We start from the raw sequence: 26,294 nt of genomic DNA on the forward strand, positions 1-26,294 counted from the left end.
CCCATGGACACGTCGTCCTCGCGTACGTCGACGTACGGGTAGGTGTCGGACCGGCTGATCGAGTCGACGAGCAGCGCGTCGCAGCGCACCGTGGACGCCGAGTGGTGCGCGCCCTCCAGCACCTGGACGAGCCCGCGGTACGACGTCCGGCCGCCGCCGCGCGCCACCGACTTGCTGATGATGGACGACGAGGTGTGCGGCGCCGCGTGCACCATCTTGGCGCCGGCGTCCTGGTGCTGGCCCTCGCCGGAGAACGCGATCGACAGCGTCTCGCCCTTGGCGTGCTCGCCGAGCAGGAAGATCGCCGGGTACTTCATGGTGACCTTGGAGCCGATGTTGCCGTCGACCCACTCCATGGTGGCGCCCTCGGCGGCGGTGGCCCGCTTGGTGACCAGGTTGTACACGTTGTTCGACCAGTTCTGGATCGTCGTGTACCGCACGCGGGCGTTCTTCTTGACGACGATCTCGACGACCGCGCTGTGCAGCGAGTCGCTCTTGTAGATCGGCGCTGTGCAGCCCTCGACGTAGTGCACATAGGCGTCCTCGTCGACGATGATCAGCGTCCGCTCGAACTGGCCCATGTTCTCGGTGTTGATCCGGAAGTAGGCCTGCAGCGGAATGTCGACGTGAACGCCCTTGGGCACGTAGATGAACGAACCACCCGACCACACCGCGGTGTTCAGCGCGGAGAACTTGTTGTCACCGGCCGGGATGACCGTGCCGAAGTACTGCTTGAAGATCTCCGGGTGTTCCTTCAGCGCGGTATCGGTGTCGAGGAAGATGACGCCCAGCGCCTCTAGATCCTCTCGGATCGAGTGGTACACCACCTCAGACTCGTACTGCGCGGCGACACCCGACACCAGCCGCTGCTTTTCCGCCTCGGGGATGCCGAGCTTGTCGTAGGTGTTCTTGATGTCGGCGGGAAGGTCATCCCACGTCGCAGCCTGCTTCTCGCTCGAGCGCACGAAATACTTGATGTTGTCGAAATGGATGCCCTCGAGGTTGCTGCCCCAATTCGGCATCGGCTTCTTGTCGAAGACGCGCAGCGCCTTGAGCCGAACGTCGAGCATCCAGTCGGGCTCGCTCTTCTTGCTCGAGATGTCGCGCACCACCGCTTCAGACAGTCCGCGCTGCGCGCTGGCGCCCGCAACGTCGGAGTCGGCCCAGCCATAGCCGTAGCGACCCAGCGACTCGATGGTCTGTTCCTGGGTCAAGGCCTCGGGCGTGGTCGTCATGTCGACGCTCCTTGCTTGGTTTTGGTGGCTCCGGCGTGGGCTGTGTGCCGAAGGCCTGGTTGCTGTTGCTGTTCTTGGTTCAGTGGCACGTGCGTGGTGCAGGCGCAGTCTCCGTTGACGATCGTGGCCAACCGCTGCACATGAGTACCCAGCACCTCGGCGAACGCTTCCCGCTCCGTCTCGCACAACTCCGGGAACTCCTTGGCGACGTGCGACACCGGACAGTGGTGCTGGCAGAGTTCTATCCCGTGAAGGGGTCCGCTCACCTGGGTGGCGGTAGCGGCGTACCCGGCCTTGGTCAGTGCAGCTGCCACACGATCGACAGTGGATTCAACATCATCGGATCCCTCGGTTACTCCCGACAGGATCGTGTCGATGCGGCGCCGCGCGAAGGTGCGGACCGCGTCGTCGCCTCCGATTTCGCGGAGCTGGCGCATGGCCGCAGCCGCCAGGTCGTCGTAGGCGTGACCGAGCTTGGCGCGGCCCGCGGCGGTCAGGCGGTACCGCCGGGCTGGCCTGCCACGGCCGTGGTGCTGCCAGACAGCGGCAGCGCTGGACTGTGCTTCGCCGGCCTCCAGCAGCGCATCGAGGTGCCTGCGAACGCCTGCCGCAGAGATGCCGAGGTTCTCGCCGATCTCACCTGCGGTTATGGGTCCGGACTCCAATAGGAGCTGGATGATCTCGCCACGGGTGTGGCGGTCAACCTCCGGACGTATTTTCACAACACCATTGTGACGGAATTCCCGGTGGCGGTAAAGCAAGGCCACCCTTATGTGGGCAACGTCGCCCGATTATGTGGTCGACATTGCCCGAATCCTCGCGAGACGGAACCCACGGACGGTCCTACTCGCACTTTCGGTGCTGGAATTCCGTTTCGCGGGATATTGGCCGAATGGACGCGGCGAGCCAGCGATAGCGCCGCACCTACGATCACCGTATGAGCGAGCAGAACCGACGCCTAGTCCTGGCCCAACGCCCGTCCGGCCTGGTCGATGAGCACACGACACGGTTGGAAACCGAGACCGTGCCCGAGCTGCAGGACGGCGAGGCGCTGGTCAAGGTCCGTTTCCTGTCGATCGACCCGACGATTCGCACGTGGATGGACGACGTTCCCAGCTATCTACCGCCGATTCAGATCGGCGAGGTCGTCCGCAGCGGCGGCGTCGGCGAGGTGATCGAAAGCCGCACCGATGCTTATGCACCCGGCCAACTGTTGTTCGGCATGACCGGCTGGCAGGACTATGTGATCACCGATGCGGGTGAGCGGGCGATGCAGGTGCTGCCCGACGGCATCTCCCCCGGCATCGCCATCGGCATCCTCGGCGTCACCGGCATGACGGCCTACTTCGGCATCACCGACGTCGGGCAGATCGCCGCCGGCGACGTGGTCGTCATCTCTGGAGCGGCTGGCGCCACCGGTTCGGCCGCGGGCCAGGTCGCCAAGATCAAGGGCGCGAAGAAGGTCGTCGGCATCGCGGGCGGCGCCGAGAAGTGCGCGTACATCGTCGACGAACTCGGCTTCGACGAGGCGATCGACTACAAGAACGAGAACGTCGCCGCCCGGCTTCGTCAAACCTGTCCAGACGGCATCGATCTGTACTTCGACAACGTCGGCGGGTCGATCCTCAACGACTGCCTCGGGAATCTCGCGCTGCGCGGCCGTGTCGTGCTGTGCGGCGCGATCTCGACCTACAACAGCGACGGACCTCCGCCGGGTCCGAGCAACTACCTGAACCTGCTGGTGCGGCGCGGGCGCATGGAGGGCTTCATCATCATCGACTACCTCGACCGCTTCCCAGCCGCGCAGATGGAAATGGCCGGCTGGATCGCCGAGGGCAAAATCAAGGCTGCCGAGCACATCGTCGAGGGGCTGGAGGCAGCACCCGACGCGCTCAACCTGTTGTTCAGCGGCGGCAACACCGGCAAGGTGATCGTCGCGCTCTGACCGCTACGCTGCAGTGATGGCGTTGCGCCTATGGTCCCTTTCCACCTCGATTGCCGGCTGGCACGGTGATGAACGGACCGTCGGCTCGCCGCTCAACGATGCCGAGCTGATCGCGCTGCGCCGGACCCGGTTGTTCGGCGCGACCGGCACAGTGTTGATGGCCATCGGCGCTCTCGGCGTCGGCGCCCGTCCCGTCGTGCAGGATCCAACGTTCGGCGTCCGACTGCTCAACCTTCCATCGCGCATCCAGACCGTCTCGCTGACGATGACGACCACCGGTGCGGTGATGATGACGCTGGCGTGGTTGATGCTCGGCCGCTTCGCCCTCGGAGAGCGCCGGATGACCCGCAGCCAACTCGACCGCACGCTGCTGCTGTGGGTGCTCCCACTGCTCATCGCACCGCCGATGTACAGCAGGGACGTTTACTCGTATCTGGCGCAGAGTGAGATCGCGATCAACGGCCTCGACCCGTACAAGGTCGGGCCGGCGACCGGGTTGGGGCTCGACCACGTCTTCACGCTGTCGGTGCCGACGATGTGGCGCGAGACCCCGGCACCCTACGGCCCGTTGTTTTTATGGATAGGCCAAGGCATTTCGGCCGTGACGGGCGAGAACATCGTCTTCGCCGTGCTGTTTCACCGGCTTGTGGTGCTGTTGGGCGTCGGCCTCATCGTGTGGGCGGTGCCGCGGCTGGCGCGGCGCTGCGGCGTCGCCGAGGTCAGCGCGCTGTGGCTGGGGGCTGCCAACCCGCTGCTGATCATGCATCTGGTGGCGGGCATCCACAACGAGGCGCTGATGCTGGGGCTGATGCTGGCGGGCACCGAGTTCGCGCTGCGCGGTGTGTACGCCGACACCCCGTTGTTGCCCAAACCGTGGGCCTGGCCGCAGTCTCGCGACCAATGGGTTCGATGGCGACCGATGGCGATGCTGATCACCGGCGTCGTGCTGATCACGCTGTCGTCTCAGGTGAAGCTGCCGGGACTGCTGGCCGTCGGCTTCGTCGCGATGGCCTTGGCGTGTCGATGGGGCGGCACACTCAAGGCGTTCGTCATCTCGGGCGGATCGCTCACGGCGGTGACGGTTGCGGTGATGGCCGTGATCGGTTGGGCAAGCGGGCTGGGATTCGGTTGGCTCTTCACGCTCGGCACCGCCAACGTGGTTCGCAGTTGGATGTCGCTGCCGACGTTGTTGGCGCTCGGCACCGGACAGGTGGGCATCCTGCTCGGGTTGGGCGATCACACCACCGCGGTCCTCGGGCTGACCCGTGGCATCGGCGTGTTCATCATCGCGATCCTGGTGACCTGGCTGCTGTTGGCGGTGCTTCGAGGCCGCCTGCATCCCGTCGGCGGCCTCGGCGTCGCGCTCGGCATGACCGTCCTGCTCTTCCCCGTGGTGCAGCCCTGGTACGTGTTGTGGGCCGTCATCCCGCTTGCGGCTTGGGCGACGCGGCGCTCATTCCGCACCACCGCCATCGTCGTGACCCTGATGGTGGGAATCTTCGGCCCGACGGCCAACGGGGATCGCTTCACCGTCTTTCAGATCCTGCTGGCGACCGCTGCCAGCACCGTGATCGTGAGCCTGTTGATCATGGTGACCTACTACCGACTGCCGTGGCGGAAGCTGCCGGACCCCGGCCCGGAGCTCGACGTCGCGCCGGTTGCAGAGCCCGTGCCCGTCGAGCCTTCGTTACCGCGCCCGCAGGCGGCGAAGGCTGACGCCTACGCTGAATCTCCGTGACCTCCGGCTCCACTGCCGCTGACTCCTCGCGCAAGCGCTCGTCGGTCGCCCCCGTGCGCCTGCGCGGGGTGTGCAAACGCTACGGGTCAACGACCGCGGTGTCCGATCTCGACCTCGAAGTGCAATACGCCGAAGTGCTGGCGCTGCTCGGGCCCAACGGTGCGGGCAAGACGACCACTGTCGAGATGTGCGAGGGCTTCATCAAACCGGACGCGGGCAGCATCGAAATTCTCGGCCTCAATCCGGTCACCGACAACGCGAAAGTGCGTGAACGCATCGGCGTCATGCTTCAGGGCGGCGGCGCGTACCCGGCGGCGCAGGCCGGCGAGATGCTCAACCTTGTCGCGTCCTACAGCGCCGACCCACTGGATCCGCAATGGTTGATGGAGACGCTCGGCCTGACCGAAGCGACGAAGACGACATATCGCCGTCTGTCCGGCGGACAGCAGCAGCGGTTGGCGCTGGCGTGCGCGGTTGTCGGCCGCCCCGAGCTGGTGTTCCTCGACGAGCCGACCGCGGGCATGGACGCTCATGCGCGAATTGTGGTGTGGGAGTTGATCGATGCGTTGCGCCGCGACGGTGTGACGGTCGTGTTGACCACCCATCAGCTGACCGAAGCCGAGGAGCTGGCCGATCGGCTGGTGATCATCGACCGCGGTGTCGCGGTGGCGAGCGGCACTCCGGCCGAGCTGATGAACCGCGGCGCGGAGAACCAGCTGAGGTTCAGGGCCCCACGGATGCTGGACCTGTCTCTGCTGATCTCGGCGCTTCCCGAGGGATATAAGGCCTCCGAGCCCTCGCCGGGCGAATACCTAGTGGAAGGGCACATCGACCCGCAGGTGCTGGCGACGGTGACCGCGTGGTGCGCGAGGCTGGATGTGCTGGCCAACGACATGCGGGTGGAGCAGCGCAGCCTCGAGGATGTGTTCCTCGATTTGACGGGGCGGGAGTTGCGATCGTGACGAATCGCTTCGCGTCCGGGACGTTCACACCAGACCCGCGTCCGGCGACCGTGCCGAGGATGCTGGCCGCACAGTTCGCGCTCGAATTGAAGCTGCTGCTGCGCAACGGCGAACAACTCCTGCTCACTCTCTTCATTCCGATAACGCTGTTGGTCGGGTTGACGCTGCTCCCGCTCGGCTCGTTCGGACCGAACCGGGCGGCGACGTTCGTCCCGGCAATCATGTCGCTGGCGGTGATCTCGACGGCGTTCACGGGGCAAGCCATCGCCGTCGCGTTCGACCGCCGCTACGGTGCGCTCAAACGGATCGGCGCCACCGCACTTCCCGTGTGGGGCATCATTGCCGGCAAGTCGCTTGCCGTGGTCACCGTCGTCTTCCTGCAGTCAATCGTGTTGGGCAGCATCGGCTTTGCGCTGGGCTGGCGACCGCACATCGTGGGCCTGATTCTGGGGGCCGTCATCATCGCGCTCGGCACCGCGGGTTTTGCGGCAATGGGACTGCTGGTCGGCGGCACGCTGCGCGCCGAGATCGTGCTGGCCATCGCCAATCTGCTGTGGTTCGTCTTCGCCGGGCTCGGCGCGCTCACCCTCGAAGGCCAGGCCGTGCCTGAAGCAGGGCGGTGGGCGGCCCGCCTCACCCCTTCGGGCGCTCTGACCGAGGCGTTGACGCAGGCGATGTCGCTGTCGGTGGACTGGTTCGGCATCGCCGTGCTGGCCGCGTGGGGCGGTGTGTCCGCCCTGTGCGCTCTGCGCTGGTTCCGTTTCACCTGAGGAACACCCCGTCCTACTACGGTCTGTAGTTGCGATCCTCTACGATCAGGGCCGTGGCCATCGGACGACTTCTCATGCGCGCGGTGGACGTCCTACCGATGCCAAGCCTGCGCACGCAGCGACTCATCGCCGCAGCCGTCGTGCTGACCCAGGGCGGCATCGCCGTCACGGGTGCCATCGTGCGGGTCACCGCATCGGGACTGGGCTGCCCGACCTGGCCGCAATGCTTCCCCGGCAGTTTCACCCCTGTGCCACATGCCGAAGTGCCAGGAATCCATCAGGCCGTGGAGTTCGGCAACCGGATGATCACCTTCCTCGTCGTACTGACCGCCGTGGTGGCGGTACTGGCCGTCACGCGAGCCCGTCGTCGTCGTGAGGTCCTGGTGTACGCCTGGCTGATGCCGGCCTCGACGGTGATGCAGGCAGTCATCGGCGGAATCACCGTGCTCACCGGCCTTCTGTGGTGGACCGTCGCCATCCACCTTCTGGTATCAATGGCGATGGTGTGGCTTGCCGTGCAGCTCTACGTGAAAATCGGTGAGCCGGACGACGGTGTTCCTACGTCGCGCGCGCCAAAACCTTTGCGGCAGCTGACCATTGTCACCGCTGTCGTTTTGGCGGCGCAGCTGGTCTCCGGCACGCTGGTGACGGCGGCGGGTCCGCACGCCGGAGACAAAAGCATCGACGCCCCGGTTCCGCGGCTACAGGTCGAAATCGTCACGTTGGTGCAACTGCACGCGGTAGTGCTGATGGTCTATCTGGCACTGCTGCTGGTACTGGGCTTCGCGCTTCGCAGGGCAGGCGCTGGCCGCCGCGTCATCAGGCGGCTGGTCGTTCTACTGATCCTCGTTGCGGCGCAGGCGTTGGTGGGCCGTGTCCAGTATGCGATCGGTGTGCCCGCCGCGCTGGTGGCGATCCACGTGGCGGGAGCGGCCGCATGTACGGCGGCCACCTCGGCCCTATGGGCGTCGATGCGGGAGCGGACCAAGCCCGAGCCGGTCGAGCGCTGACTCGACGCCGACCGCGAACTTCCGTTGTTGAAGGTCCCGCGTGGCCCGGTCGAGCTGACGCCACCCCAGTGACGGCTCGACGAGCTCCAACTCCAGTAGCATTGGATTGTCCGGCCCGCCGATCACGTCGACGCGGGCGTACAGCAGGTCGGTGGCGCTGATTCTCAATCGCGCGGCCGCCGCATCCAGGGCGGCATGGCCGACATCCCACACTTCGAAGTCGGGATCGGCGGCGGTCAGCGACTCCTCGGCGTAGGTGCCGGACGGATCGAACAGCGGACGCTGCCCGGCGGGCGGCAGCATCGGCCCCTTGGTGAAGGCATGCGACTGTTCCCCGCCAAGGAAAACCAACGCCGTCTCGCCGCTTTCCACCCTGGGGTCATAGGGCTGGACGAGAACGGTACTGCCCGCATCGTGCAGGACGGCGGCATGCTGGCGAGCGGAGCGGGCGTCGGTAAAACGCTGTGCACCAACCGATCCCGCCCCGATGGCAGGCTTGACCACCACCTCGCCCTTCGGCACCCGCACCTTCTCGCCGGGTGCGAAGAAGCTGCTCGGCAAGGTCGGCACCCCGGCATCTATGAGGTCGCTCAGGTAACGCTTGTCGGTGTTCCATGCGACCACGTCCGGCGGGTTCAACAGGTTGGCGACGCGGGTGCTCCAGCGCAGGAAGTCGTCAAGGCGGTCGATGTAGTCCCAGGTCGCGCGGAGGATGACAAGGTCGGCGTTCAACGCCTGCGGGTCGTCCCAGGACAGCCAGCGGGCAGCCAGTCCGCGCCGACGCAGGACGTCGACGAGTTCGGCGTCGTCACCGTCGCCCTCCGGCAGCGCGGGGCAGCCGGCCAACACGATCCGGGGATGACGGATGTCGGGGCGAGCGAGTTTCATGACGTAGGCATGATAGACACCATGCAAGCCATTGAGATCACCGAAACCGGCGGACCCGAGGTCCTGCAGTACGTCGACAAGCCCACCCCCTCCCCCGGACCCGGCGAGGTGCTGATCAAAGCCGAGGCCATCGGCATCAACTTCATCGACACCTATTTCCGATCGGGCCTCTATAAGCGGGAGTTGCCGTTCATCGTCGGCGTCGAAGTCTGCGGGACGATCGAGGCCGTCGGTGAGGATGTGGCCGCGCTGGGGGTTGGCAATCGGGTGGTTACCGCGCAGGCCAACGGCTCCTACGCCGAATACTGCACGGCGCCAGCCGATTTCTGTGCATACGTACCCGACGGCGTGGCATCGGATGTGGCGGCGGCGTCGCTTCTGAAGGGGATGACGGCGCACTACCTGCTCAAGTCGGTCTATCCGGTGCAGCAGGGCGACAACGTCCTGGTGCACGCCGGTGCTGGCGGCGTCGGTCTCATCCTCACGCAGTGGGCCACCAGTCTGGCGGTTCGGGTCATCAGCACCGTGTCGACACCGGAGAAGGCTGAGTTGAGCAGGCAGGCGGGCGCGACGGAGGTGCTCGATTACCCCGAGGATCCCGCAGACTTCGGCGCCAAGGTCAAGGACCTGACCGACGGCGGGGTGGCAGCGGTGTACGACGGCGTCGGCGCGGCGACGTTCGAAGCGAGCCTCGCCAGCCTGGCGGTGCGTGGCACGCTCGCCCTCTTCGGAGCATCCAGCGGGCCGGTCCCGGCTTTCGACCCGCAGCGGCTCAATGCCGCAGGATCGCTGTTCCTGACCCGCCCGAGCTTGGCCCACTACACCCGCAGTGCTGATGAATTCTCCTGGCGTGCAGGAGAACTGCTCGACGCGATCGCCTCGGACACCATCAATGTAACGGTCAGCGAGCGCTATCGACTCGAAGATGCCGAGCGGGCTCACCGCGACCTTCAGAGCCGTAAGACCGTCGGCTCCATCGTGCTCGTCCCCTAGACCGGGTGGCCTCCGGGAATCGGCTCGCGCGCCTAAGTAGTGAACACCGACGGCGGAACGATATCGGTGATCGCGTTACTCACGCCCGCGTGAGCTACCGGCTGAACAGCGTCGGTAGGTCGAGCGCCGAGTCGACGGCCAGCGCGCAGAACACGACGGCCAGATAGTTGTTCGACTGCAGGAACAGTCGCAGCGGCTTGATCGCCTCGCCGCGGCGCACCCCGGCATACAACTGGTGGGCCATTGCCAGGAACCAGGTGCCCGCGACCAACGCCACGGAGGCGTAGAGCCAACCGGTTGCCAGCGAAAGTGACAACGTGGCCAGCACGGTCAGCCACGTGTAGATGAGTATCTGCTTGGTGACCTGTCGCTCGGTGGCGACCACGGGCAGCATCGGCACGCCTGCTGCTCGGTAGTCCTCCTTGTAGCGCATCGCCAGCGCCCAGGTGTGCGGCGGCGTCCAGAAGAAGATGATCGCGAACATCACCAGCGCAGGCCATTGAATCGTGCCCGTCACCGCCGACCAGCCGATCATCACCGGCATGCAGCCGGCCGCGCCGCCCCACACCACGTTCTGCGACGTGCGGCGCTTCAGCAGCAGCGTGTAGACGAGAACGTAGAACGCGATCGTCGCCCCGGCCAGGTGCGCGGACAGCATGTTCGTCGTCCACCACAGCCAGAAGAAGGAGGCCACCGACAACAGCAGACCGAAGATCAGCGCGTGGCTGCGTGGAACGCTGTCGCGGGCCAACGGGCGCCGCTCCGTGCGCTTCATCATCTTGTCGATGTCGGCGTCGGCCACGCAGTTCAGCGTGTTCGCTCCCGCCGCGGCCAGCAGTCCGCCCACCAGCGTGTTGAGGATCAGCAGCGGATCCACAGTGCCGCGGTTGGCCAGCAGCATCGCGGGGATGGTGGTGACCAGCAGCAGCTCGATCACCCGCGGCTTCGTCAGTGACAGGTAGCCGAGGAGGGTGGCGCGAACTCGGCTAGGCGATCCCTCAAGCAGGGGGCCTTCGCGAATATCCACGCAAATAACTCCTCAAAGGGCGCCAACCGCGCCGCGTCTACTACAGGCGATGGTAGACCGCGGGGGCGCCCGGAACCTAGCTGGGTCGAATGGGTGAATGAACAGCCAATGATGCGCGACGCGGCCTGCAACGATTGCGCCGGCGGCACTAGGGTATGTGGTGGACCAGGGTTGTCGATTTGAGGAGTCAACTGGTGACAACAGTCGAAGATATCTCGGCTCTTACTCGTCCGAACCATCCGGACGACTGGACCGACGTGGACTCGGAGGCCGTCGACACCGTCCGGGTGCTGGCGGCCGATGCGGTTCAGAAGGTCGGCAACGGTCACCCCGGCACGGCGATGAGCCTCGCGCCCCTCGCCTACTCGCTGTTTCAGCGCCAGATGCGCCACGACCCCAGCGATGTGCACTGGCTCGGACGTGACCGATTCGTGCTGTCTTGCGGACATTCAAGCCTGACCCTGTACATCCAGCTTTATCTGGGCGGCTTCGGTCTCGAACTCTCCGACATCGAGTCCCTGCGCACGTGGAAGAGCAAGACGCCGGGACATCCCGAGTTCCGGCACACCAAGGGTGTCGAGATCACCACCGGCCCGTTGGGCCAGGGACTGGCCTCAGCGGTCGGAATGGCGATGGCCTCGCGCTACGAGCGCGGCCTCTTCGACCCGGACGCGGCGCCCGGCGACAGCCCGTTCGACCACTTCATATATGTCATCGCCTCCGACGGCGACATGGAAGAGGGCATTACCAGCGAGGCCTCGTCGCTGGCGGGCACCCAGCAGCTCGGCAATCTCATCGTGTTCTACGACCACAACCAGATCTCCATCGAGCACGACACGAACATCGCGCTGTCGGAGGACGTGCCCGCTCGCTATCGCGCCTACGGGTGGCACGTTCAGGAAGTCGAGGGCGGTGAGAACGTCGTCGGCATCGAGGCCGCCATCGCCGAGGCGAAGAAGGTCACCGACAAGCCGTCGTTCATCTCGCTGAGAACGATCATCGGGTATCCCGCACCGACAAAGATGAACACCGGCGGCGTGCACGGCTCGGCGCTCGGTGACGAGGAAGTGGCCGCCACCAAGCGCGTCCTCGGCTTCGACCCCGACAAGACCTTCGAGGTGCGCGACGAGGTCATCGAGCACACCCGCAAGCTGGTCGACCGCGGCAAGGAAGCCCACGAGAAATGGCAGCCGCAATTCGACGCGTGGGCCGAACGCGAACCCGAGCGCAAGAAGCTGCTCGACCGGCTGGTAGCCGAGGAGCTGCCCGACGGGTGGGACGCCGACGTGACCTACTGGGAACCCGGCTCCAAGCCGCTGGCCACCCGGGCGGCCTTCGGTCAGGTTCTCAACGACGTCGCGCCGAAACTCCCCGAATTGTGGGGCGGCTCAGCCGATCTGGCCGGTAGCAACAACACGACGATCAAGGACGTCAAGTCGTTCGGACCGCCGTCGATCTCGACCGACGACTTCAAGGCCGACTGGTACGGCCGGGTCCTGCACTTCGGCATTCGAGAGCACGCGATGGGGTCGATTCTGTCCGGCATTGTGCTGCACGGTCCGACCCGCGCGTTCGGCGGAACGTTTCTGCAGTTCTCCGACTACATGCGGCCCGCGGTGCGATTGGCGTCGCTGATGGACATCGATACCATTTACATCTGGACCCACGATTCGATTGGGCTCGGCGAGGACGGTCCCACGCACCAGCCCATCGAGCACCTCGCGGCGCTTCGGGCGATTCCAAACCTATCGGTGGTTCGTCCGGGTGACCCGAACGAAACCGCCTATGCGTGGAAGAGCATTCTTGCGCGCGGCAATGGGAGCGGCCCGGTCGGGTTCATTCTCACGCGCCAAGGCGTTCCAGTGCTCGAGGGAACCGACAGCGACGGTGTGGCCAAGGGCGGCTACGTGCTCGGTGGGGCGCCTGACGAAAACCCCGATGTGGTGTTGATCGGCACGGGGTCTGAGCTCCAGCTCGCGGTCGAGGCGCAGAAGTTGTTGGCGGAGAAGGACATCACGGCCACTGTGGTGTCGATGCCGTGCGTCGAATGGTTCGAATCCCAGCCCAAGGAGTATCGCGACAAGGTGCTGCCGCCAGCGGTCTCGGCGCGGGTCGCGGTCGAGGCCGCGGTCGCGCAAAGTTGGTACAAGCTCGTCGGCGACACCGGCGAGATCGTGTCGATCGAGCACTACGGCGAATCCGCCGATGACAAGACGTTGTTCCGCGAGTTCGGATTCACCCCCGAAGCGGTCGTGGCCGCCGCGGAACGATCACTGGACAACTGATTAGAGAGAAGGACCAAGGATGGCTCAGAACTCCAACCTCGCCGCGCTGTCCGCTGCGGGCGTCTCCGTGTGGCTCGACGACCTGTCCCGCGACCGGCTGAAAAGCGGCAATCTGCAGGAACTGATCGACACCAAAAGTGTGGTCGGCGTGACCACCAACCCGAGCATCTTCCAGGCCGCACTCTCGAAGGGCGACGCCTACGACGACCAGGTGAAAGAACTGGCCGAACGGGGTGCTGACGTCGACGCCACCATCCGCACGGTCACCACCGACGACGTGCGGGACGCCTGCGACGTGTTGCGCCCGCAGTGGGAAGCCTCCGACGGTGTCGACGGCCGGGTGTCGATCGAGGTCGACCCGCGACTCGCCCGCGACGCCGACAAGACCATTCAACAGGCCATCGAGCTGTGGAAGATCGTCGACAGGCCGAACCTCTTCATCAAGATCCCCGCAATGGAAGAGGGCGTGCCCGCCATCACTTCCGTTCTCGCCGAGGGGATCTCGGTCAACGTGACGCTGATCTTCTCCGTCGAGCGCCACCGCGCGGTGATGGACGCTTACCTCGCCGGACTGGAGGCCGCCAAGAAGGCAGGCCACGATCTGTCCAAGATCCACTCGGTCGCATCGTTCTTCGTGTCCCGGGTCGACAGCGAGGTCGACAAGCGGCTGGAGAAGATCGGCAGCGACGAGGCGCTGGCGCTGCGTGGGCAGGCAGGTGTGGCCAACGCACGGCTGGCGTACGCGGCATACGAAGAAGTATTCGTGGGCGGTGACCGGTTCGAAGCTCTCAAGGCCGACGGTGCGCGCGTGCAGCGGCCGCTGTGGGCGTCGACGGGTGTGAAGAACCCCGACTACTCCGACACGCTTTACGTCACCGAGTTGGTTGCCCCCAACACCGTGAACACCATGCCGGAGAAGACGCTTGACGCCGTCGCCGACCACGGTGTCGTGCAGGGCGATACGGTCACCGGCACCGGCGATGCCGCCCAGGAGATCTTCGACAAGCTCGACGCCGTGGGTGTCGACCTGACCGACGTCTTCCTCACCCTCGAGAACGAGGGCGTGGAGAAGTTCGAAAAGTCCTGGCAGGAGCTTCTCGACGAGACGCAGACTCAGCTCGACAAGAAATGAGCAAGGAGTCGGCAGAGAAATCCGCCGCCCCGGCGGACTGGCGTAATCCGCTGCGGGACAAGCGCGACAAGCGCATGCCCCGCATTCCGGGCCCCTGCGGAGTGGTCATCTTCGGCGTCACCGGCGATCTCGCGACGAAGAAGTTGATGCCTGCCATCTACGACCTCGCCAACCGCGGCTTGCTGCCGGCCAATTTCGCATTGGTCGGCTTTGCCCGGCGGGACTGGGACCACGAGGACTTCGCCAAGCTCGTCTGCGATTCGGTGAGATCGCACGCTCGGACTCCGTACCGCCAGGAGGTCTGGGACCGGCTGGCCGAAGGAATCCGCTTCGTACAGGGCACCTTTGACGACGAGAAGGCGTTTCAGCGGTTGGCCGAGCAGCTGGAGAAGCTCGACGTCGAGCGCGGTACCGGCGGCAACCACGCCTTCTACCTGTCGATTCCGCCCAAGGCGTTTCAGACGGTGTGCGAGCAGCTGCAGAGCACCGGTCTGGCCCGGCCCCAGCAGGGGCGCTGGAGCCGCGTGGTGATCGAGAAGCCGTTCGGGCACGACCTGCAGAGCGCACAAGAGCTCAACAACGTCGTCAACAGTGTGTTCCCTGAGGAGGCGGTGTTCCGTATCGACCACTACCTCGGCAAGGAAACCGTCCAGAACATCCTCGCGTTGCGCTTCGCTAACGAGCTGTACGAGCCGATCTGGAACGCCAACTTCGTCGACAGCGTCCAGATCACGATGGCCGAAGATATCGGCCTCGGCGGCCGCGGCGGTTACTACGACGGGGTGGGCGCTGCCCGCGATGTCATTCAGAACCACCTGATTCAGTTGATGGCACTGACCGCGATGGAGGAGCCGGTCAACTTCAGCCCGCACGAGCTGCAGGCCGAGAAGATCAAGGTGCTGTCGGCGACCCGGCCGATGCAGCCGCTGGACCAGACCACCGCTCGCGGGCAGTACACCGCCGGCTGGCAGGGCAACGAGAAGGTGCCCGGTCTGCTCGAGGAGGAGGGTTTCTCCAAGGACTCGAAGACCGAGACGTTCGCGGCCATCACGTTGGAGATCGACACCCGCCGCTGGGCAGGCGTGCCGTTCTTCTTGCGAACCGGAAAGCGGTTGGGACGAAGGGTGACCGAGATCGCGCTGGTGTTCAAACGCGCTCCGCACCTGCCCTTCGACACCACGATGACCGAGGAACTGGGCAAGAACGCGTTGGTGATCCGGGTTCAGCCCGACGAGGGCATCACCACCCGCTTCGGCTCCAAGGTGCCCGGCAGCCAGATGGAAGTTCGCGACGTCAACATGGACTTCTCCTACGGGGCGGCGTTCGCCGAGGAATCCCCCGAGGCATACGAGCGGTTGATCCTCGACATGCTGCTCGGCGAGCCGTCGCTTTTTCCGCTCAACAGGGAAGTCGAGTACTCCTGGGAGATACTCGATCCTGTTCTCGACCTTTGGGCCGAACACGGCAAACCCGATCCATACGAGTCGGGTACATGGGGGCCGGAGTCGGCCTTCGAGATGATCCGCCGAATGGGTAGAGACTGGAGGCGGCCGTGATCGTCAATCTGCCCGACGCCAGCACCAACGACATCAACAAAAAGATCATCAGCCTCAGGGAAGAGGGCGGTGCGGTCACGATGGGCCGGGTGCTGACGCTCGTCATCGCTCCGGACTCCGAGGAGATTCTCGAAGACTCCGTCGAAGCGGCCAACTTCGCCAGCCGAGAGCATCCCTGCCGGGTGATCGCGGTGCTGCCGGGCGACCGCGAGGCCGCCGATCCACGACTCGACGCCGAAATCCGCGTCGGCGCCGACGCAGGCGCAGGCGAGGTTGTGGTCTTGCGTCTCGAAGGCGAACTGGCCGACCACGCCAGCAGCGTCGTGCTGCCGTTCCTGCTGCCGGACACGCCTGTGGTGGCCTGGTGGCCCGCGGGTTCGCCCGCCAATCCTGCAGAGGATCCATTGGGCCAGTTAGCGATTCGCCGGATCACCGATGCGACGAACAGCAGTGACCCGCTCGCGGCGATCAAGAGCAGGCGCAAGGGTTACACCGCGGGCGACACCGATCTGGCCTGGAGCCGCATCACCTACTGGCGGGCCCTGCTGGCGACGGCTCTGGACCAAGCCCCCTTCGAGCCGATCAAATCCGCGCTTGTGTCGGGACTCAAGTCCGAGCCCGCACTCGATGTTCTCGCCGGTTGGTTGGCGAGCCGTATCGACGCTCCGGTTCGGCGGGCGGTCGGTGACCTGAAAGTCGAGCTGGAGAGACCCAGCGAGACGGTGATATTGAGCCGACCGCAGACTGGCGTGACCGCCACGCTGTCCCGCACGGGCAGGCCGGAAGCGTTGATTCCGTTGGCCCGCAGGGACGCCAAGGAATGCCTGGCCGAGGATCTGCGCCGGCTCGACGCCGACGAAATCTACTTCGAGGCGCTCGCGGGCATCGACAAGGTGGAGTACCTGTGAGCACGGTCGAGAAGTATTCGGACAAGGCGGCACTCATCGCCGCCGTCGGAGACCGACTGATCGTTGCGATCACCGACGCCATCGCGACCAGGGACCGGGCGTTGATCGTGCTGACCGGCGGCGGCACGGGTATCGGCCTTCTCGAACACGTACGGGAAAACGGCGACGCGATCGATTGGTCGAAGGTCCGGTTATTCTGGGGGGACGAACGCTATGTCCCCGAAGACGACGATGACCGCAATGAGAAGCAGGCCCGCGAGGCGCTGCTCGACCACATCGACATCCCTGCGGCCAATGTGCATGCGATGCCTGCCAGCGACGGCGAGTTCGGCGACGACATCGACGCCGCGGCCTTGTCATACGAACAGGTGCTCGCAGCCATCGCCGAGGACGGCCAGCCGGCACCGGAATTCGACGTCCATCTGCTCGGCATGGGCGGCGAGGGTCACATCAACTCGTTGTTCCCGCACACCCCGGCGGTCCGCGAAACCGATCGGCAAGTGGTCGGCGTCACCGACTCCCCCAAGCCACCACCGAAGCGAATCACCTTGACGCTGCCCGCTGTTCAGCGGTCACGCGAAGTCTGGCTGGTGGTGGCGGGCGCCGACAAAGCCGACGCGGTTGCCGCTGCGGTCGGCGGTGCCGATCCCGACGATGTGCCCGCCGCCGGGGCCAGCGGACGCGAAGCGACCGTGTGGCTGCTCGACGAAGAAGCCGCAACCAAGCTCTAGTTGCCGCGGGATCGCGCAGCGATCGCTCTGTCAGACGACAAGTCGGTCACCACGGTTGCGGTCATGTGGTCAAATGACCGTCATGGCAGACAAGGGTGGCAGTCCCGGTGCCCGCACCGGCCGGGAGCGGATCCAGAAACTCGCTCAGGCGGCACTGAACGCCGACGTCACGGTCGATCAGGTCGACACCATCCTCGCCGGGCTCGCCGACACCCTGGATGACCTGAACAACTCGACCGGCAACCTCGACGCCACCCTGGAACGGTTCAACGACACCATCAGCCGCATCAACGAGTTGGCGCCGCGGCTCAACGCGGTGGTCGACAGACTCGAGGGGATCGTCGGCCGCGTCGAACGCATCGTCGGTATCGGCGAAGCTGCTATAGCCCCATTGGCGGCAACCGAATCCGCTGTCCGCGGTGCGATCAGCGCGGTGCGCCGAACGACCCGGCTCTAGTGCAGGCCCGTCTCCCGACACCGTTGCCTCCGGTCGCCGACGGCATCGGGCTGCCGTGGGACATCCCCGTCGACGACGCGGTCGCCACCATCGCGGCCGCCCGCGCCCGACTCGGCGACACGTTCGCCGTCGAAAGCGGCGGCGACCACTACCTGTTCACCTTCTCCCCCACCGGTGTCGAGTCGTTTTACGCGCTGCCCGAGGACGCGGCGAGCAAGGGCGTCGCCGACTTCTTGATGCTTACGCGCAAGCTTGCCGATGAGATCTTCGTGGGCAGGCGCGTTCTGCCGACGTCCCTGTTCCGCCGCGATGACGTTGCGTCGTACCTCGCCAACCTGCACTGGGCGCTGAATCAGACCGTGGCCGAAATGGGTTCGGGCGGGTCTGTGGGCTTTTTCGACCTCACCCGCAGGCTGGGCCATCGGATGGGACTGGCGTCGTGGGCGGGGCCTGGATCGGCATCCGGACGCGATGGCCGCCGTCGCCGCGTCGGGCAAGCGGGCGGAACGGTCGGCGCTGGACACGGTTGTCGGTGTGGTGGAACAGGCCGTGCACCGGTGGACGACCGGCCCGGACGCCGACACCGGGCTGTTCGGGCGGATCGTCGACGCCTGGTCGTCGAAGCCCCCGGCCGATTTGATTCGCGGAATCGGGCTTGACGTCGCCCTCATCCACATCGCGTCGATGTCCAATCTGATGGCGGCGCTCGGCTGGGCCATGGTCGACCTCCTCTCGCACCCTGCCGAGCTGGAGGCGGTGGTTGGCGGGGACGGCGACCTCGCTCAGCGGTGTGCCCTGCAGAGCACGCGGTTGGCGCAGCGTTCGATCATGTCGCGGGCAGTGCTGGTGCCTGTCGACCTGGACACCGGCGCCGCGACGTATCGGGTGCCTGCCGGTTGGACCATCGCGACGCTGCTGCCTCTGTTGAACACATCGGTTGCCCTCGCCGATGCTGGTTACCGCTTTTGGTCACGGTAGGCATACCTGTCCCGCACAGTCGTTCTCGCTGACGGCCATGACGTCGGCGATGACCCGTCTGCTCGGCCACTACCGAATGAGCGCGCGGTGGACCTCCTATCCTCGACCGGTTCCCGAACAGATCGGCGGGGTGGCGCGGTCGGCCGATCGGTGTCCGGTCGACTATGTCGAGCGGTGATGCCTCAGACGAAATCCGAACCGCCGTCGACGTTGACGGTCGCCCCGGTGACGTAGCCGTTGCGCTTCGACGCCAGATAGGCGGTGATCGAGGCGATCTCCTCGGGCATGCCTGCGCGTCCGAGGTCACAGGGCTGATGGAAGTTGTTGTCGATCCACGTCATGACGTCCTTGGGATCGGAGGCGTCCAAACCGTCGGCGGCGAAAATGTCTTTCAAATTCTCCGTGAAGCTCGCCGTGACAATGGTTCCCGGACAGACGCAGTTGACCAGGATGCCGTCCTTGGCAAGGCTTTTCGACAGGTTCTTCGTGACGCTGCTCAATGCCGCTTTTGATGCGGTATAGGCGACGATCCGCGGGTTCTGTCGCTGAATGGAATGGGCCGACAACGTGACGATCCGCGCCCACGGCGCCGCCCGCAGCATCGGCAGCGCGGCGCGGATCGATCGCACCCCGGACATGGCGCCCAGCGCGAACGTTTCATCCCACTGGTCGTCGGTCATCTCTTCGAAGTAGCCGTCGCCAGGTCCGATGGTGTGTACCAGGCTGTTGAGTTCACCCCATCGTCGCGCCACGGAATCAAAGCCGGCAGCGATCGATTCGGCGTCCGACATGTCGACACTGAGCCCGACGGCATCGGGTGCGCCTGCCGCACGCAGCGTATCCACCGCCGCATCGAGTGCGGGCGCGCCTCGAGCCATCACCGCGACGCGCGCGCCTTCGGCGGCAAGGGTTTCGGCTATCGCGAGCCCCATGCCCTTGCTTCCGCCGGTGACAACCGCTGCGGCGCCTGCCAAACCGAGATCCATCGCTCTACCCTTCGTCAGTCAACAGGACACCGAGTCCGCGCAGGCAGAACCGAACGACGTCGTCGCGTACGGCAGCCCGGTCAAACCCTGCGGTCGCCCACTGCCGTTCGACGCTCGCCCAGATCGCCCCGTGTATCGACAGCGCGTCAGCCGTTGGTTCGATGCCAGGAAAGACACCGGCACGCTTGCCGATCTCGAGCTGTTCGATGAGGGGTTTCAGGATTTCGCTGTAGGCGTCGGCGACCAACTCCGGCGCCGCGAACATCTGTGTCTGCGCCTCCAGCGACATCTGGCGCAGATCGGATCTGATCGACTCGTTGAACACCAGGTCCAAGCGGCCGTCGATCCAGGCCACCACGGCCGCCGACGGGTCGTCCGCCGCCGCCATCTTCCGCTTCAGTCGCCGTGTCTCCACCCGTGCCATATCCAGGAAGACGGCTGAAATCAAGGCGTCCTTGGAGTCGAAGTGCCGATAGAACGCCCGGGTGCTCAGCTGTGCGCGGTCGAGCACCTGCGCCACACTGAGACTTCGAACCCCATGCTCGCGAACGACTTTGGCTGCCGCATCCAGTAGTGCACTTCGTACGCCGGGATCGGGGGCCAGCTTCTTGCGCCGGCGCTTGACGTTCGATGTCGTCGGAGAGGTCACCGTCACCTCATGCGGTCGCGTCGTAAGCCGCGAGGTAGTCGGCGAACCGCTCGCGCACCTGCTCGGGGGCAAGGCCATAGTCGGCGAGGTCGTAGCTGTGCTCGCCGCGCGACCCTGGCCGGTGGTCGGATGACCACTCCTGGACTCGGGTGCGTCCCTCCGATGAGAGGGTCAGCCCGAGTTGGGCATAGCTGGTTTCCAGCGTTGCGATGGGGTCGGTCTGCAGATCGGCGAACGACACGTCGACGAATCGGTTGTCCCCGAAGCGCTTCCGGAAGTCCATCGCACGCCGGACAGCCTCTGCCCAACTCTGCAGTTGCTCGGCGCCAAGTTCTTCTGCGTCGTCGCGATCGCTGCTCCAACTGCGAACATAGGCGATCAGACTGCACACCGATGCCAGTACTTTTGCGGGATCACGATGGCTCCAGAGGAATTTCGCATTCGGATATGCCTCGACGAGTGCATCGAGTGAGAACATGTGCACCGGTGTCTTGAGATGCCACAGCGTCGGCGGGCAATGCCACTGAAGCAGCTTGAGCACCTGCCGGTGAAATGTATATGTCTCCCGCATATCGCACTGCATCAACCAGGATAGGTAGCCCGGAACCCGGACAACACCGTCGAAGTGGAAGGTGCGGAAGCTCATTCCCATCAAGTCCTGACACTCCGTGGGTGCATCCGGTTCGGAGTTCATCATGGTCTTCATTCGCGGAAACATGTTGTCCATCATCGCGATCCCCTCGGCCGCCTGCGCTATCCGCGGGTCGGTGTGCTGGGTGGCCGCCTCCGGCGGTGGCGTGCACGCCTGTGATTCCCACATCCTCAGAGACCGGAACTGTGGATCGCTGGCCACCAACTGGCTCAATGCGGTGGTACCGGTGCGCGGGAGCCCGATGACGAATACCGGACCGTCGATGACCTCGTCGTCGATCTCTGGGTGTTGCTTGTAGGTGTCGACGATCCGCAACCTCTGGATCAGCGCGTTGCTGATGGTCGCGTTCTGAATGACCTTGCCCAGGTCGTTCAGCCCCGCCTCGGTGTTCAATGCGTCGACGGTGCGTTCCAGCCCTTCGCGGTAGTAGGTCGAACCGAAGTCCTCCAGTCCGGTCGCGGCACGGGCGCCGTCTTCGAGCGCGCCGGTCGAGAAGCTCATGCGCTGAACCTTTCGTGCACGGCGCGGCGACGCGCCTCGATGATCTCGGCTCGCTCCGCTGCTGTGACCCATTTGGTTCCCGCGGGAAGCTCAGATCCGATATCGACGAACTTCACCACACGCGCCCTCGGCGTCGGCGCGGATTCTGTCCGCACACAGCGCAGAATCATCGCGCCGTTGCTATGACCGGCCGCATCAAGCCAATTCGCCACCCCTGGGTCGCGCGAGCTGATGACGACACGAAGAACGCCGTCGGAATCGATTTGGGCCTGGTGCGCGTTGAGGCTGGACTGGTGGCGACCGTAGTGGATCGTCTCCCACCACTGATTGCCGATCGAGTAACTCCAATAGACGCCCTTCGGCGGCTCGACCTCGAGGATCAGCGCCTCGTCCGGTTCGAGTTCGAAGCGACCGATGACCGGGCGGTTCTCCGCGGCGGCGCCGATCGCCGACCGATCGATTGGCGGCATGAATCCGTTGATCGGCGGCCCGGCGTTGAAGTCAAGGAAGAACTTCAGGTTGTCGTGGACGAAATCCCCCAGCGCATGCAGCTGCCGCGACACCATGACATCCAGAGCGACCGATCGCTCCGCCGGGTCGACCTGAGCGCCGACGCGTTCGATCTGCAACGACGACGCCTTCTCGGTTTCCCAGTCGTAAAAGAAGTGCCGCACGACGAGCGTCGGATGGTCGCCCTGGATCCGCAGCCAGTTGCCGTCGTGATCGTCGGCGGACAGTATCGCCTCGAAGTTGCCGTCGGCATCGACGTCCAGATCGTCGACCAGGCAATTGGCCGTCGACGCCATCCCGTCCATGGTCTGCAAACCCACGTAGCGGGCGGTCCCGCGGTTGCCGTACAACCGGTAGGTCTCACCATCGCGAAGGGTGGCCCGCAGGTATATGCAGTCGGGGCATTCCATACCCCAGGTCAGGATGTCGTCGGTGCTGGTGCGTTCCACCGAGAGCACCGGGTCGGGATCGGCCCGCAGCGCCTCGTCGACGCCGACCGCGAGCAGCACCATCAGATGGCGCATACCCGATGCATAGTCAACGCGGTTGCGGTTCGCCGGGTTTGATGCGACGAGTTCGCCTGCCGCCTCGAGTCGTTCCAACAGGTGGGCCCATGCCGTTGGCAGGTCGCCGTCGGCGCTCCCACCGTCGGACAGTGCAGCCTCGGCGATGGAATGCGGAAGCCACGCCATGGGATTCTCGTCCGTCATCGTGACCGCCTTCGCCGGTGTAGAGGCGCGTTAAACGAAAACCATGTTTTCATTTAAGCGCTCTGACTCTTACACCTCAATGCGAAAGTGTCAAGGATGGGGTCGGGTGCGACGCTACCCGCTGTTCCGCAGCGCGGTGGCAAGCCCGCTCATGGTCAGCAGGATGCCGCGCTGAACGAGTTCGTCGTCGTCGCCCGAGCGGTACCGCCGCAACAGCTCGACCTGGAGGTGGTTCAGCGGCTCCAGATATGGGAACCGGTTAAACACCGAGCGGGCCAGGGCCGGGTTGTCGGCGAGCAGGTCGTCATGTCCGGTGACCAACCCGTGTATCCGGATGGTGCGCTCGTGTTCGGCGGCGATCATGTCGAACACCCGTCGACGCAGCGCCTCGTCGTCGACCAACTCTGCGTACCGCGCCGCGAGACCCATGTCCGACTTGGCAAGCACCTGAGCCATATTCGACAGCACAGTGCGGAAGAATGGCCACCGGCGGTACAGATCCTGCAGCACCTCCAACCGACCGTCGCCGTCTGCGATCCATTCCTCGAACGCCGTTCCCGTGCCGTACCAGCCGGGCAACATGACACGCGACTGGCTCCAGGCCAACACCCACGGGATGGCTCGCAGGTCGGATATCGAACTGGTCGGCTTGCGCGATGTCGGCCTGCTGCCGATGTTGAGCGAGCCGATCTCGCCGACGGGGGTGGACGCCTTGAAGTAGTCGACGAAACCCGGTGTCTCGTGGACCAACTCGGCGTACGCGCGGTGCGCGCGAGCAGCCAGATCGTCGAGCACCTCGTAGGCGGGTTCCGCCTCGTCGCCGAGCCCCTCGACGTCGAGCAGCGATGCCTCGAGCGTGGCAGCCAGCAGGGTCTCCAGGTTGCGGTGCGCGATCCGTGGCTCGGCGTACTTCGCGGCGATCACCTCGCCCTGCTCGGTGAGCCGCAGCGACCCGTTCACCGCTCCCGGCGGCTGCGCCAGGATGGCCTCGTAGCTGGGACCACCACCGCGCCCCACGGTGCCGCCTCGACCGTGGAAGAGCCGTAACCGGATCCCGGTCTTGCGAGCAGACTCCACCAGGTCCAGTTCGGCACGATAGAGCGCCCAGTTGGCCGCGAGGTAGCCGCCGTCCTTGTTGGAGTCGGAATAGCCGAGCATGACCTCCTGGCTGCCACCGCGCGCATCCACCAGTGATCTGTAGAGCGGAAGGTCAAGGGCCGCTTCCAGAATCGACGATCCTCGCTGCAGGTCGTCGATCGTCTCGAACAGCGGCACGATGCCGACCGGACTGTAGGTTTCCCGAGCCGCACCGGCGGCGACATCGGAACCCGCCCCGGACGCATCGATCAGACCGGACTCCTTCAGCAGCAGCGCCGCCTCGAGCATGTCGGACACCGACTGACACATCGAGATGACGTAGTTGGGCACCGCGAGCGGGCCGAACACCTTCACGGCGCGGGCGGCGGCGATGCAGATGTCGAGTTCCTTGCGCGCCAGCTCGGAGAGTTCGGCGCCATCGCCGATCAGTGGTCGCCGGGTGCCGAGCTCCGCCACCAGAAGCTCGACGCGGTCAGGCTCGGTCAGTGACCGGTAGTCATGGTGCACACCGGCCCACGCCAAGAGCTCCGCGACGACCTCCTCGTGCACGTCGGAGTTCTGCCTTAGATCCAGGCCCGATAGGTGAAACCCGAAGGTGCGTACGGCTTCTCGCAGTCGCGCCAACCGATCGTCGGCCAGCACCGCGCTACCGTTGGCCCGCAGTGACCCGTCGACGACATCAAGGTCTGCCAATAGCTCCTCGGGGGTTCCGTAGGCCTCGAGCCCGAGATCCAGCTCGTGCTCCGGTTGGCGGTCGAGGATCTGTTGCGCGGTCGCGGTGAGCCTGCCGTGGATGACCCGCAGTGCGCGCCGGTACGGCTCGTCGGCACGCGCAGGCTCGTGACACGCGTCGGCCAGCGCCGCCAATTCGTCGGTGACCTTGACCAGCCGCGCCGACATCGACAGCTCTTCCTCCAGCGCTGTGATCTCGACGAAGTAGTGCGCCAGAGCGGTGTGCGCCGCTCGCGAGGTGGCCAACCGGACGACGTCCGCGGTGACGTTAGGGTTGCCGTCCCGGTCGCCACCGATCCACGAACCGGGCCGCAGGATCGGCTCGCCAAGGAGGTTCGCATCCGGCCATCGGGCTTTTAGCGCCGTGCGTACCTCGGCGTTGACCCTTGGAATGACATCGAGGAACGCCGCCGGGTAGTAACGCAGCCCGGTTTCGATCTCGTCTTGAATCTTCAGCCGCGACAACCGAATCAGCGCCGTCTGCCAGAGTGTCAAGATGTTGCGGCGTAGTTCGGTTTCGATGTCACGACCATCTGCGGAGTGCGTATGGGCCCCCGACCGCAGTCGCATCAACTCGGTGATGCGGTGCTGCGTATCGAACACCGTTCGGCGGCGAGTCTCGGTGGGATGCGCGGTGATCACCGGGGACACCAGTGCGCCGGTCAGCGTCTCGGCGACGGTCGCCGAGTCGAGCTCGGCTGTGTCGAGCTTGAGGTAGGTGGCAGCCAGGCTGCTGTCCTGTGGCGGCTCGCCCGCAGCGACGCGAATCGCGCGACGCCGCTCCCGATGGATGTCTTCTGCAACGTTGGCGAGCAGCGCGAAATGGGTGAAGGCACGGATGACCGGGATGGCCTGGTGGATGTCGATGCCGTCGAACATCCCGGCGAGCTCGGCGCGGTCGATCTCCGAGCGGCGCACCCGGAACGACTCGACGCGGGCCCGCTCGACGAGGTCGAAGACCTCTTCCCCGTTCTGCTCGCGGACGGTGTCGCCGAGGATGGTGCCCAGCAGCCGGATGTCCTCGCGCATGGGCTCGGTGGCTTCACGGCCGACCTTGGTGCGGCGCACGGAGCCGATCGGCGCCAGCGAGATGTCGGGTCCGTCAGCCATTACCCAAGTATCGGCGACCGGCAGGCGGCCCGCAGTGCGGGAACGGCGTCACTCAGATCACAGCCAGCACGACGGTGAACAGGATGAGCAGGAACACGATGACGAACGGAATCGCGACGATGGCGATCGTGATGCCAATCCCGTTGTACTTCTGCGGACCGACGCCGAGCGAGCCAGCGCTGAACGCCCACATCGGCGCCTTGTACTCCAGTTCGGCCACCTGACCCGGGCGCACATCGACCGTCGCGTCGGCAGGCCCCAGCTTCGGCGGCAGAAAGTACGGCACGTGAACATGCACGTGATGTTGACCGGGGCGGGCGGGCAGATGTGTACGACCCCAGGCCGGCGCCTGCATTTCCTGGCCGTCGACGGCGATCCTCGGCTTCACGAAGAACAGCACCCAGGCCAGCGGGAAGAACTGGGTGTTGATGACGATGCCGTCGCCGGACTGGCCGTACGGGCTCGGCTGCCGCCCTGGTTGCTGGGGTGCGGGCGGCTGTCCGTACTGCGGGGGCTGGAAACGCTGTTGCGGCGGCGGGGGCGGTTGACCGCGGTACTGCTGCGGTGGCGGGGGCGGCGCCGGTCGGTACGGGGCAGGAGGCTGCGGCGGCCGAGGTGGGTGGCGATGCGGCTGCGGCGGCTGGTTTTGCCGATACGGCTGCGGCCCCTGCGGAGTATTCATACGGCCTCTCGTGTGACGTGCCCGAGGCGGGCGATACGTAACTGAATCA

Annotated in this window: 25 protein-coding genes; 14 read left to right on the forward strand and 11 right to left on the reverse strand. The window is 65.5% G+C overall.

From position 1 onward, the window contains the following. Both sufB and QOJ24_RS09275 read right to left on the reverse strand, forming a co-directional pair. A partial coding sequence (gene sufB, locus QOJ24_RS09270) for a Fe-S cluster assembly protein SufB (protein WP_526260693.1) occupies positions 1–1,235 on the reverse strand: 1,235 nt, incomplete at its 3' end. Beyond that, positions 1,232–1,957, reverse strand: a complete 726-nt coding sequence (locus QOJ24_RS09275) for a helix-turn-helix transcriptional regulator (RefSeq protein ID WP_526260694.1) — start codon at positions 1,955–1,957, stop codon at positions 1,232–1,234. The genes QOJ24_RS09275 and sufB, both read right to left, overlap by 4 nt. A 215-nt stretch (positions 1,958–2,172) precedes the next feature. Here QOJ24_RS09275 and QOJ24_RS09280 point away from each other — a divergent pair, with 215 nt between their 5' ends. Genes QOJ24_RS09280 through QOJ24_RS09300 form a run of 5 tightly spaced genes read left to right on the forward strand, consistent with a single transcriptional unit; the run spans position 2,173 to position 7,660 of the window. Continuing rightward, positions 2,173–3,180, forward strand: coding sequence for an NADP-dependent oxidoreductase (locus QOJ24_RS09280; RefSeq protein ID WP_526260695.1), 1,008 nt, complete (start codon positions 2,173–2,175; stop codon positions 3,178–3,180). Between the two features lie 16 nt (positions 3,181–3,196). Next, positions 3,197–4,918 (forward strand): polyprenol phosphomannose-dependent alpha 1,6 mannosyltransferase MptB, encoded by a 1,722-nt coding sequence (mptB, locus tag QOJ24_RS09285; protein ID WP_526260696.1) that lies wholly within the window; start codon positions 3,197–3,199, stop codon positions 4,916–4,918. A gap of 53 nt (positions 4,919–4,971) precedes the next feature. After that, the gene (locus QOJ24_RS09290; protein ID WP_526260740.1) at positions 4,972–5,880 is read left to right on the forward strand and encodes an ABC transporter ATP-binding protein; all 909 of its coding nucleotides are present in this window, start codon (positions 4,972–4,974) and stop codon (positions 5,878–5,880) included. Further along, positions 5,874–6,650, forward strand: a complete 777-nt coding sequence (locus tag QOJ24_RS09295) for an ABC transporter permease (RefSeq protein ID WP_526260741.1) — start codon at positions 5,874–5,876, stop codon at positions 6,648–6,650. Before QOJ24_RS09290 ends, QOJ24_RS09295 begins: the two co-directional genes overlap by 7 nt. Positions 6,651–6,703: 53 nt before the next feature. After that, on the forward strand, positions 6,704–7,660 hold the full coding sequence (locus tag QOJ24_RS09300) for a COX15/CtaA family protein (protein WP_526260697.1): 957 nt from the start codon (positions 6,704–6,706) through the stop codon (positions 7,658–7,660). Here the strand turns inward: QOJ24_RS09300 and QOJ24_RS09305 are convergent. After that, positions 7,610–8,548, reverse strand: a complete 939-nt coding sequence (locus tag QOJ24_RS09305) for an ATP-grasp domain-containing protein (RefSeq protein WP_526260698.1) — start codon at positions 8,546–8,548, stop codon at positions 7,610–7,612. The two genes, QOJ24_RS09300 and QOJ24_RS09305, sit on opposite strands and share 51 nt — an antisense overlap. A gap of 21 nt (positions 8,549–8,569) precedes the next feature. On the opposite strand from QOJ24_RS09305, the gene QOJ24_RS09310 reads away from it, so the two are divergent. Further along, a complete protein-coding gene (locus tag QOJ24_RS09310; protein WP_526260699.1) occupies positions 8,570–9,541 on the forward strand; it encodes a quinone oxidoreductase family protein in 972 nt (323 codons plus the stop codon). A 94-nt stretch (positions 9,542–9,635) separates the two neighbouring features. Here QOJ24_RS09310 and QOJ24_RS09315 read toward each other — a convergent pair whose 3' ends face one another. Then, complete coding sequence (locus tag QOJ24_RS09315) at positions 9,636–10,568, reverse strand: heme o synthase (RefSeq protein ID WP_526260700.1); 933 nt, start codon at positions 10,566–10,568, stop codon at positions 9,636–9,638. Between the two features lie 194 nt (positions 10,569–10,762). Between QOJ24_RS09315 and tkt the strand changes: the two genes are divergently transcribed. From tkt to QOJ24_RS09345, 6 genes are all read left to right on the forward strand, one after another. After that, positions 10,763–12,853: a transketolase gene (gene tkt / locus QOJ24_RS09320; RefSeq protein ID WP_526260701.1), complete on the forward strand. Its 2,091-nt coding sequence runs from the start codon at positions 10,763–10,765 to the stop codon at positions 12,851–12,853. Between the two features lie 19 nt (positions 12,854–12,872). After that, positions 12,873–13,985, forward strand: a complete 1,113-nt coding sequence (tal, locus tag QOJ24_RS09325; protein WP_526260702.1) for a transaldolase — start codon at positions 12,873–12,875, stop codon at positions 13,983–13,985. Further along, complete coding sequence (gene zwf, locus QOJ24_RS09330) at positions 13,982–15,541, forward strand: glucose-6-phosphate dehydrogenase (RefSeq protein WP_526260703.1); 1,560 nt, start codon at positions 13,982–13,984, stop codon at positions 15,539–15,541. The genes tal and zwf overlap by 4 nt, the downstream gene beginning before the upstream one ends. Next, complete coding sequence (gene opcA / locus QOJ24_RS09335; RefSeq protein ID WP_526260704.1) at positions 15,538–16,449, forward strand: glucose-6-phosphate dehydrogenase assembly protein OpcA; 912 nt, start codon at positions 15,538–15,540, stop codon at positions 16,447–16,449. Before zwf ends, opcA begins: the two co-directional genes overlap by 4 nt. Continuing rightward, a complete protein-coding gene (gene pgl, locus QOJ24_RS09340; RefSeq protein WP_526260705.1) occupies positions 16,446–17,180 on the forward strand; it encodes a 6-phosphogluconolactonase in 735 nt (244 codons plus the stop codon). Before opcA ends, pgl begins: the two co-directional genes overlap by 4 nt. Positions 17,181–17,262: 82 nt before the next feature. Continuing rightward, positions 17,263–17,637 (forward strand): ATPase, encoded by a 375-nt coding sequence (locus QOJ24_RS09345; RefSeq protein WP_526260742.1) that lies wholly within the window; start codon positions 17,263–17,265, stop codon positions 17,635–17,637. On the opposite strand, the gene QOJ24_RS09350 is transcribed toward QOJ24_RS09345, so the two are convergent. Beyond that, positions 17,634–18,059: a hypothetical protein gene (locus QOJ24_RS09350; RefSeq protein ID WP_526260706.1), complete on the reverse strand. Its 426-nt coding sequence runs from the start codon at positions 18,057–18,059 to the stop codon at positions 17,634–17,636. The genes QOJ24_RS09345 and QOJ24_RS09350 overlap by 4 nt on opposite strands. 49 nt (positions 18,060–18,108) lie before the next feature. Between QOJ24_RS09350 and QOJ24_RS09355 the strand changes: the two genes are divergently transcribed. Continuing rightward, the gene (locus QOJ24_RS09355) at positions 18,109–18,615 is read left to right on the forward strand and encodes a hypothetical protein (protein WP_526260707.1); all 507 of its coding nucleotides are present in this window, start codon (positions 18,109–18,111) and stop codon (positions 18,613–18,615) included. A 37-nt stretch (positions 18,616–18,652) separates the two neighbouring features. Next, a complete protein-coding gene (locus QOJ24_RS09360) occupies positions 18,653–18,793 on the forward strand; it encodes a hypothetical protein (protein ID WP_526260708.1) in 141 nt (46 codons plus the stop codon). 4 nt (positions 18,794–18,797) lie between these two features. Here QOJ24_RS09360 and QOJ24_RS09365 read toward each other — a convergent pair whose 3' ends face one another. From QOJ24_RS09365 to QOJ24_RS09390, 6 genes are all read right to left on the reverse strand, one after another. Further along, complete coding sequence (locus tag QOJ24_RS09365; RefSeq protein WP_526260709.1) at positions 18,798–19,601, reverse strand: SDR family NAD(P)-dependent oxidoreductase; 804 nt, start codon at positions 19,599–19,601, stop codon at positions 18,798–18,800. Between the two features lie 4 nt (positions 19,602–19,605). Next, positions 19,606–20,250, reverse strand: coding sequence for a TetR/AcrR family transcriptional regulator (locus QOJ24_RS09370; protein WP_526260710.1), 645 nt, complete (start codon positions 20,248–20,250; stop codon positions 19,606–19,608). Positions 20,251–20,257: 7 nt separating this feature from the next. Then, the gene (locus QOJ24_RS09375; RefSeq protein WP_526260711.1) at positions 20,258–21,403 is read right to left on the reverse strand and encodes a sulfotransferase; all 1,146 of its coding nucleotides are present in this window, start codon (positions 21,401–21,403) and stop codon (positions 20,258–20,260) included. Then, positions 21,400–22,623 carry a DUF1214 domain-containing protein gene (locus QOJ24_RS09380; protein ID WP_526260712.1) on the reverse strand — a complete coding sequence of 408 codons (1,224 nt, stop codon included), beginning with the start codon at positions 22,621–22,623 and terminating at the stop codon, positions 21,400–21,402. The genes QOJ24_RS09375 and QOJ24_RS09380 overlap by 4 nt, the downstream gene beginning before the upstream one ends. Positions 22,624–22,737: 114 nt before the next feature. Then, complete coding sequence (gene ppc / locus QOJ24_RS09385) at positions 22,738–25,563, reverse strand: phosphoenolpyruvate carboxylase (protein ID WP_526260713.1); 2,826 nt, start codon at positions 25,561–25,563, stop codon at positions 22,738–22,740. A 52-nt stretch (positions 25,564–25,615) separates the two neighbouring features. Next, positions 25,616–26,245 carry a hypothetical protein gene (locus QOJ24_RS09390; RefSeq protein WP_526260714.1) on the reverse strand — a complete coding sequence of 210 codons (630 nt, stop codon included), beginning with the start codon at positions 26,243–26,245 and terminating at the stop codon, positions 25,616–25,618. Positions 26,246–26,294: the final 49 nt, after the last annotated feature.

The sequence above is a fragment of the Mycobacterium sp. genome (genome assembly GCF_032159775.1).
Lineage (GTDB): Bacteria > Actinomycetota > Actinomycetes > Mycobacteriales > Mycobacteriaceae > Mycobacterium.

Coding starts and splice junctions, on each gene's coding strand:
- QOJ24_RS09280 (WP_526260695.1), top strand. CDS start 2,173: ATGAGCGAGCAGAACCGACGCCTAGTCCTGGCCCAACGCCCGTCCGGC.
- mptB (WP_526260696.1), top strand. CDS start 3,197: ATGGCGTTGCGCCTATGGTCCCTTTCCACCTCGATTGCCGGCTGGCAC.
- QOJ24_RS09305 (WP_526260698.1), bottom strand. CDS start 8,548: ATGAAACTCGCTCGCCCCGACATCCGTCATCCCCGGATCGTGTTGGCC.
- QOJ24_RS09310 (WP_526260699.1), top strand. CDS start 8,570: ATGCAAGCCATTGAGATCACCGAAACCGGCGGACCCGAGGTCCTGCAG.
- tal (WP_526260702.1), top strand. CDS start 12,873: ATGGCTCAGAACTCCAACCTCGCCGCGCTGTCCGCTGCGGGCGTCTCC.
- zwf (WP_526260703.1), top strand. CDS start 13,982: ATGAGCAAGGAGTCGGCAGAGAAATCCGCCGCCCCGGCGGACTGGCGT.
- QOJ24_RS09345 (WP_526260742.1), top strand. CDS start 17,263: ATGGCAGACAAGGGTGGCAGTCCCGGTGCCCGCACCGGCCGGGAGCGG.
- QOJ24_RS09350 (WP_526260706.1), bottom strand. CDS start 18,059: ATGGCCCAGCCTGCGGGTGAGGTCGAAAAAGCCCACAGACCCGCCCGA.
- QOJ24_RS09355 (WP_526260707.1), top strand. CDS start 18,109: ATGGCCGCCGTCGCCGCGTCGGGCAAGCGGGCGGAACGGTCGGCGCTG.
- QOJ24_RS09360 (WP_526260708.1), top strand. CDS start 18,653: ATGACGTCGGCGATGACCCGTCTGCTCGGCCACTACCGAATGAGCGCG.
- QOJ24_RS09365 (WP_526260709.1), bottom strand. CDS start 19,601: ATGGATCTCGGTTTGGCAGGCGCCGCAGCGGTTGTCACCGGCGGAAGC.
- QOJ24_RS09375 (WP_526260711.1), bottom strand. CDS start 21,403: ATGAGCTTCTCGACCGGCGCGCTCGAAGACGGCGCCCGTGCCGCGACC.
- QOJ24_RS09380 (WP_526260712.1), bottom strand. CDS start 22,623: ATGACGGACGAGAATCCCATGGCGTGGCTTCCGCATTCCATCGCCGAG.
- ppc (WP_526260713.1), bottom strand. CDS start 25,563: ATGGCTGACGGACCCGACATCTCGCTGGCGCCGATCGGCTCCGTGCGC.
- QOJ24_RS09390 (WP_526260714.1), bottom strand. CDS start 26,245: ATGAATACTCCGCAGGGGCCGCAGCCGTATCGGCAAAACCAGCCGCCG.